Origin of the sequence: Streptomyces sp. AcH 505, assembly GCF_000818175.1 — a bacterium.
GTDB lineage: Bacteria > Actinomycetota > Actinomycetes > Streptomycetales > Streptomycetaceae > Streptomyces.
Window position 1 is genome coordinate 4,742,743 of sequence record NZ_JTIY01000001.1, and the last position, 4,914, is coordinate 4,747,656.

Consider the following 4,914-nt stretch of genomic DNA (forward strand, 5'->3'; position numbering starts at 1 on the left):
TGTCTGCCGGGCGGCCATGGGCCGTTCCGACGTGGAAAACCATAGCAAACAATCGACGGTGCCCGATCACACCGCCCGGCCCCCGGACTCCCTTGGGGTCCGGGGCCTGATCGCGGCAGTATGTGGGGAGCAGCCGTATCGAACAGCACCGACCACCGTGGGAGTGAGCAGCGTGAGCGAGCCGAACGCGGGCAGGACCGTATCGGGCGAGGACGAGGTCGTCGACCTCTGCCGTGATCTGATCCGGATCGACACCAGCAACTACGGCGACCACTCAGGCCCCGGTGAACGGGCGGCCGCCGAATACGTGGCGGAGAAGCTCGCCGAGGTGGGCCTCGAACCGAAGATCTTCGAGTCCCATCCGGGCCGGGCCTCGACCGTGGCCCGGATCGAGGGCGAGGACCCGTCCAGGCCGGCCCTGCTCATCCACGGCCACACCGACGTCGTACCGGCCAACGCGGCGGACTGGCGGCACGACCCGTTCTCCGGTGAGATCGCCGACGGCTGCGTCTGGGGGCGCGGGGCGGTCGACATGAAGGACATGGACGCGATGACGCTGGCCGTCGTACGGGACCGGCTGCGCAGCGGCCGTAAGCCCCCGCGCGACATCGTGCTGGCCTTCCTCGCCGACGAGGAGGCGGGCGGCACCTACGGCGCCCGGTATCTGGTCGACAACCACCCGGACCTCTTCGAGGGCGTCACCGAAGCCATCAGCGAGGTCGGCGGCTTCTCCTACACCGTGGACGAGAACCGCAGGCTGTATCTGATCCAGACCGCCGAGAAGGGCATCCACTGGATGCGGCTCACGGTCGAGGGCGCCGCCGGACACGGGTCGATGATCAGCAAGGACAACGCGATCACGGAGCTGTGCGAGGCCGTGGCGCGGGTCGGGCGGCACAAGTGGCCGGTACGGGTCACCAAGAGCGTGCGGTCCTTCCTGGACGAGCTGTCGGACGCGTTCGGTGTCCCGGTCGACCCCGAGGACATGGACAGCACGCTGGAGCGGCTCGGCGGCATCGCCAAGATGATCGGCACCACCCTGTACAACACGGCGACCCCCACCATGCTGGGCGCCGGCTACAAGGCGAACGTGGTTCCGGGACAGGCGACCGCGCATCTCGACGGCCGCTACCTGCCGGGCTACGAGGAGGAGTTCCTCGCCGACCTGGACCGGATCCTCGGCCCGCGCGTCAAGCGCGAGGACGTGCACGCCGACAAGGCGCGCGAGACCAGCTTCGACGGGCCGCTGGTGGACGCCATGCAGGGCGCGCTGCTGGCGGAGGACCCGATCGCCAAGGCCGTGCCGTACATGCTCTCCGGCGGCACCGACGCCAAGTCCTTCGACGACCTCGGCATCCGCGGGTTCGGCTTCGCGCCGCTGAAGCTGCCGCCGGAGCTGGACTTCGCGGGGATGTTCCACGGCATCGACGAGCGCGTGCCGGTGGACGGACTCCAGTTCGGCGTGCGGGTGCTCGACCGGTTCATCGACAACTGCTGAGGACCGTCCACCGGGGACAATCGGCAGTGTGTGCGTACGCGACTGAAAAGGATGAATGCGACGATACGCTCGTAGCCTGATTACTTCCTTCTCGTTACAGGTGTGGCGGTCCGAGGCTTGGACCGCCTTTGCCTACAAGGAGGAAGAATGATCAAGAAGGTCGTCGCTGCTGCGGCTATCACCGGTGGTCTGGTGCTCGCCGGCGCGGGCATGGCCGTCGCCGACTCGGGTGCCCAGGGCGCTGCCCTGAACTCCCCGGGTGTGCTTTCGGGCAATGTCGTCCAGGTGCCGATTCACATCCCGGTGAACGCGTGCGGCAACACGGTCTCTGTGATCGGGCTGCTGAACCCCGCCTTCGGCAACACCTGCGTCAACGCGTGACGTTGTACATCAACCCATGAGGGTTTGAACCCGGGCGGCCCCGGAGTGCGCGCCATGCACTCCGGGGCCGCTGGGCATCCTGCCCCGGCACTTCGGCTCAGGGGCACTTTCGGCAGGTAGAAGGCAGGGATCGAAGCTATGAGACAGGTCACTCGCAAGGGCCTGATCACCGTGGCGGCCGCAGGCGGCGTACTCGCCCTCGGCGGCGGCTACGCGCACGCGGACTCGGGAGCCGCGGGCACCGCGGCGAATTCGCCGGGCGTGCTGTCCGGCAACAACGTCCAGGTTCCGGTGGACGTCCCGGTCAACGTGTGCGGGAACACCGTGAATGTCGTCGGGTTGCTCAACCCGGCCATCGGCAACCGCTGCGCCAACGTCTCGGGCGGCTCGTCCGGGCACGGCGGCGGCTCCCGCGGGCACGGCGGTTCGGACGACGGCGGTTACGGCGGCGGCGGATCGCACGGCGGTTCGCACAACGGCGGACCGCAGCGCGACGGCGGCTCGCACCACAAGCCGCCGCAGGGCGGTTCACCCGGCGGTGGACAGCACGGCGGTGGGTCACACGCCGGCGGGTCGCACGGCGGTGGTTCGCACAGCGGTTCGCACGGTGGCGGGTCGCACGCCGGGGGTGACGCGGGGAACTCTCCCGGCGTCGGCTCCGGCAACGGGCTCCAGCTGCCGATCGACATTCCCGTGAACGTGTGCGGGCTCGGCATCGACGTCATCGGTCTCGGCAACCCCGTGACCGGCGACAGCTGCGAGAACGACGCACCGCCGGTGGTCACCCCGCCCGAGCGGCCCGTTACCCCGGGCACACCGCATCCGCACCCGGTGACCCACCGCAACATCCCGCCGGCCCCGAGCCACAACACCCCCGTGGCACAGACCGTCGCGAAGCCCCTGGCAGGACCCGAGGAACTCGCCCACACCGGGGCGGGCTCGGTCGGAATGGCCGCCTCAGCAGGCGTCGGGATGCTGCTCGCGGGCAGCATCCTCTACCGTCGCGCCCGCGCCGCCGCGTAGTCGGGCGCGTACGGACAGACAGGGCGGGCCTCGCGTGAGCGGGGCCCGTTCCGTCGTCGTCACCAGGTGGCGCGCACCTGACGGATGATGCGTCGGCGCAACCGCACCCTGCGGCTGCCGTCCCGGTGCAGACTCAGACGGTCGAGTTCCCAGTGCCCGTACTCGGCATGGTCGGTGAGCAGACGGGCCGCTTCCTTGCGGGAAACCCCGCGCGGCACGTACACGTCGACAAATTCGTATTCCGGCATCGCATCTATTGTGCGGGCAGAGGCCAGGTACGGATAGCGTCTGCACTATGTCTGATGCTGCGCAGTCCACCGCCGCCGAGGTACGCGCCGCCGCCGAGGCGGTCAAGATCGCTCTGGACCGTCATCTCGCGGCCGTCGAACACCGCTCCGGCGAGGACGACCAGGCCGTCTCCGAGGCGTTCAACGCCCTTGCCGCCGCCGCCGAGGTGTACGACGAGCGGCTGTACAGCCGTTACGACGAGGTCACTCCATTCGAGATTCCGGAGCCGGACGACTCGCTTCCGCCATACGCGGGACCCGAGGAGCCGAATGCCCTCAGCGTCCTGATCCGACGGGACTACGCGGTCACCGAACCGCAGCGGCTGCTGGCGCAGGCACAGCGCATCGCGGACGTCGAAGGCGAGAGCGACTCGACCGCCATGGTCGGCAGCAGTGTGCACGCGGCCCTCGGTGTGCTCTTCGGCGAGTACGAACCGGACGAGATCGCCTCCCGGCACAAGGAATTCGGCCTTGAGGAGGGCGACTCCACGCTGTGGGTGTCGGCTGCGGACGAACTCCCGGAACCGGGGGAGTGGCTGAGCGCCCCCTTCGACCAGGCAGACCCGCAGCAGGTGGTGTGCCGGTTCGACGTCAGCTCGGTCTTCGACGAGGACGACCTGGACCTGGACACGGACGACCTGGAGGAGCAGGAAGTCTGACGGCGCCGCGCGCGCGGCGCGGCGCCGGGGCCGGCACCTCGCGGTGTGCCGGCCCCCGCGAGCCCCGGCCCCCGCCCTAGGCCCTAGGCCCTAGCCGGCCGCCGTCGGTGCCGGTGCCAGTAGTCCTTCCAGCAGCGGGCGCAGGCGGGTGGTGCGGTCCTGGGACGGGATCTGGGCCACCGCGTGGGCCAGGGCCTGGTCGGCGCCGTGGACCACCGAGAGGTGGCGGTCGCCGCGGCTGAAGGCCGTGTAGACCCAGGGGCGGCTCAGCCCCTGGGCCGCGTCGCCCGGGAGTACCACGACCGCGGCGGGCCAGCGCATGCCGGCCGCCTGGTGTGCGGTCAGGGCCCAGCCGTGCCGGACCGCCGATTCGACGCGCTCCTTCGGGACCACGACCGGCACCCCGGCGCAGTCGAGGTGCAGGCCGTCCGCGTCGGCCGACACCACCGATCCTTGCAGCGTCCTGCCGGGCGCCGGTACGTACGCGATCCGGTCGCCCGGGTCGAAGCCGCCGAACCGGCCGGGGCCCGGCTGGAGACGCTGCTTGAGCGCCGCGTTGAGCGCGCGGGTACCCGCGGCGCCGCCGTGGCCCACCGTGATCACCTGCGTCTGCTCGGCCGTCACACCGAACGCGCGCGGTACGGACTCGGCGACCAGCTGCACCGTCCGGTGCACCGCCTCGCCCGCGTCCCGCACCGGGACGATCACAACCTCCTTGCCGGGCGCCGGGACCTGGTTCAGCTCGCCCACGCCGATGCCGGAGACCAGCTCGCCCACCGGGCCCGGATCGGGCGTACGGGACGCGATCTGCGGGCACACCCGGGCGGCCAGCAGATCGGCGAACACCCGTCCAGCGCCCGCCGACCACAGCACACCCGGATCACCGCTGAGCACCAGCCGGCCGCCGTCGGGGAGCGACTCCACGAGCATCGCCGCCGTCTCCACGTCCAGCTGCGGCGCGTCCAGCACCACCAGCAGGTCGAGCGCGAAGAGCCCGTCGCTGTCCCGGCCGGGACCCTCGGCGCCGGAGAGCAGTCCGGCGACGGTGACGGCCGCGCCGCCCAGC

6 protein-coding genes are annotated in these 4,914 nt (G+C 70.9%); 4 read left to right on the plus strand and 2 right to left on the minus strand.

Annotated elements, in window-relative coordinates:
* Positions 1-172 precede the first annotated feature (172 nt).
* From HY68_RS21685 to HY68_RS21695, 3 genes are all read left to right on the plus strand, one after another.
* Complete coding sequence (locus HY68_RS21685; RefSeq protein WP_041996787.1) at positions 173-1,498, plus strand: M20/M25/M40 family metallo-hydrolase; 1,326 nt, start codon at positions 173-175, stop codon at positions 1,496-1,498.
* A 147-nt stretch (positions 1,499-1,645) separates the two neighbouring features.
* A complete protein-coding gene (gene chpH / locus HY68_RS21690; RefSeq protein ID WP_041991321.1) occupies positions 1,646-1,879 on the plus strand; it encodes a chaplin ChpH in 234 nt (77 codons plus the stop codon).
* Between the two features lie 138 nt (positions 1,880-2,017).
* On the plus strand, positions 2,018-2,902 hold the full coding sequence (locus HY68_RS21695) for a chaplin (RefSeq protein WP_041991324.1): 885 nt from the start codon (positions 2,018-2,020) through the stop codon (positions 2,900-2,902).
* A gap of 59 nt (positions 2,903-2,961) precedes the next feature.
* On the opposite strand, the gene HY68_RS21700 is transcribed toward HY68_RS21695, so the two are convergent.
* The gene (locus HY68_RS21700; RefSeq protein WP_030354641.1) at positions 2,962-3,150 is read right to left on the minus strand and encodes a DUF5703 family protein; all 189 of its coding nucleotides are present in this window, start codon (positions 3,148-3,150) and stop codon (positions 2,962-2,964) included.
* 47 nt (positions 3,151-3,197) lie between these two features.
* Between HY68_RS21700 and HY68_RS21705 the strand changes: the two genes are divergently transcribed.
* Positions 3,198-3,848 carry a hypothetical protein gene (locus tag HY68_RS21705; protein ID WP_041991325.1) on the plus strand — a complete coding sequence of 217 codons (651 nt, stop codon included), beginning with the start codon at positions 3,198-3,200 and terminating at the stop codon, positions 3,846-3,848.
* A gap of 90 nt (positions 3,849-3,938) precedes the next feature.
* On the opposite strand, the gene HY68_RS21710 is transcribed toward HY68_RS21705, so the two are convergent.
* Positions 3,939-4,914: ATP-dependent RecD-like DNA helicase (locus HY68_RS21710; protein WP_198533317.1), on the minus strand; the 976-nt coding region annotated here is incomplete at its 5' end.